Source organism: Geobacillus sp. WSUCF-018B, assembly GCF_002809985.1.
Lineage (GTDB): Bacteria > Bacillota > Bacilli > Bacillales > Anoxybacillaceae > Geobacillus > Geobacillus thermophilus.
In genome coordinates, this window is record NZ_PIJF01000120.1 from 1 (window position 1) to 1,978 (window position 1,978).

Below are 1,978 nucleotides of genomic sequence, written 5' to 3' on the forward strand. Positions count from 1 at the left end.
GGCGCTGCGTCCATTGCGTGACGAAGGATTGATGGTCATCGGCAGCGGCGGGACGGTGCACAATTTGATGGCGCTCCGTTGGGAAGGGCATGCGGAGGCAGAAAGCTGGGCGGCCGCTTTTGATGACTGGCTGTTGCGCGAGTCAGCCGCCCGCAGTGAGGATGTATTCCATTATGAAGAAAAAGCACCTTACGCCAAGCAGGCCGTACCGACCCCCGAACACCTCGCGCCGTATTGGATCGCTTACGGCGCAGGCGATCGCGGCGGGGCGCCGCGCGTGTTGTTCCGAGAATATCAATATGGAAGCTTAAGCCTCATGGCTGTGTCTTTTTAAAAGGCCCGCTTCCGACGCCACCGCGTGGGGGCGGGCTGTTTCTTTGAGACAAAGCAGCGTTCTCATTTGCCACAGCACTTTTTATACTTTTTCCCGCTGCCGCACGGACATGGGTCGTTACGGCCGATTTTTCGCTCTTTTCGGCGGTATGGGATGTTGGTCGGCCGCGGAGGTGTTTGCAGCACGGCTTGAAAATGGCGATACCGCTGCTCGGCAATGGCTCTCCACGTTTCCAGCTTCGGGTGATCGATCTCTAGAATCGTATAATAGGCGTACGCGTTCTGTTCGACATCAATCATCCAAGAACGCCCTCGTTTTTCCGCTCTTTTTACATACTGCTCTACTTCTGGGAGCGCCTCTTTATCCAGCTGATGGCAAAGCGCCTCAAAGCAAAATGCTTGGAGGTCATCATCGCGCTGCTTGGAAAAGACTTCTCGCAATACACGCACGGCCTGTTTAGATTTGATGTTGGCGAGCACATGAATAGCGGACAGCGCCGTGTCTTCCTGAAACGCATATGGGCGCACCGCTTCGATCGTTTCTTCACGTTGGAACATCGATAAGGTGGAAACGGCTTGATCAACAAGCACATCACCGTCTTGTTGTTCCAACAGTCGGGCGAGGCGGGGAATATATTCAGCGGCGCCGACGAGCGAGACCGCATACACCGCCAAAATGCCGTCATACGAAAACCAAGGCTGTTGCTCGTTTTTCATCCATGTCAGACCGATATCTTCCTTCGTCATCCATCCGCGTTCAACGAGAATGCGCACGGCTTGCTTGGCTACTAAAAACCAATCGTGATTGTGAAACTCTTCCTCGTGCAAATGCGAAAGCACTGAAAAATAGTGTTCCCATACGTCATCTTCCGTTCCTTCTAAAGCAAGGCGGACAGCTCGCTGCCAAGACCGCGGGAAGTGAGGGAGCAGCTGTTCTCCGTATTTTTCGAGCTGGGCGGCTGGAAACGGGAAAAACCAACGGATGTACTTCGCTGCATCTTTCATGCTCAACAACTGCTCAAGCGCTCGGTCGGTCAACGGCTGTTTGGAGATGCCGTGCAAAATCATCCTCCGTGTTTCTTCGTTGTCCGCCGTTACAGCCTCATCCACCAAACGCTCCACAAGCGCGGCTGGAATATCCGGATACTCTTCGATTGCGTCAAACGCAAACTGGCGGAGGACAGGATGGTCGCTAAACAAATGCGGCTCGATTGTTTGAATAAAGGACATGATCACACCTTCTTTTTTCTGAAATTTCCCCCCGTCGCTGACAGAATATCGACATTCAACCTCCTCGCGACGGGTTTGCGGGTTCTTCCTTCATACATGGAACACAAGCAGCGGCCGATGCGATGGAAATGGGCAGCCAAAGGAGCTCTTGGTCATTTCAAACATCACAGCATCTCCTCCTCTATCATAGACAAAATCCGCTTGATTTGAAACCGTTTTTCCTTCTCGCAAACTCGCTTGTTTGATATGCTAGAAGGCCGGTGAAAAAAGTACACCCTGAGGCAGGGATTTAGGGGGCTTATGTCGAAAAAGGAAGATGGAGCGTGAGCGGATCATGAAAGCCCCCAAAAACCCTTCGACTCAGCCTCGTCTGTTTCAAGTCATCGACATGGAAGAACTGGTTCCTCCACATCAT

At 52.5% G+C, this 1,978-nt stretch carries 2 protein-coding genes; one reads left to right on the forward strand and one right to left on the reverse strand.

Translation table 11 applies throughout. From position 1 onward, the window contains the following. Positions 1 to 334: DODA-type extradiol aromatic ring-opening family dioxygenase (locus CV944_RS16840; RefSeq protein WP_145994848.1), on the forward strand; the 334-nt coding region annotated here is incomplete at its 5' end. 62 nt (positions 335 to 396) lie between these two features. Here the strand turns inward: CV944_RS16840 and CV944_RS16845 are convergent. After that, positions 397 to 1,563 carry a HEAT repeat domain-containing protein gene (locus tag CV944_RS16845; RefSeq protein ID WP_014195544.1) on the reverse strand — a complete coding sequence of 389 codons (1,167 nt, stop codon included), beginning with the start codon at positions 1,561 to 1,563 and terminating at the stop codon, positions 397 to 399. Positions 1,564 to 1,978: the final 415 nt, after the last annotated feature.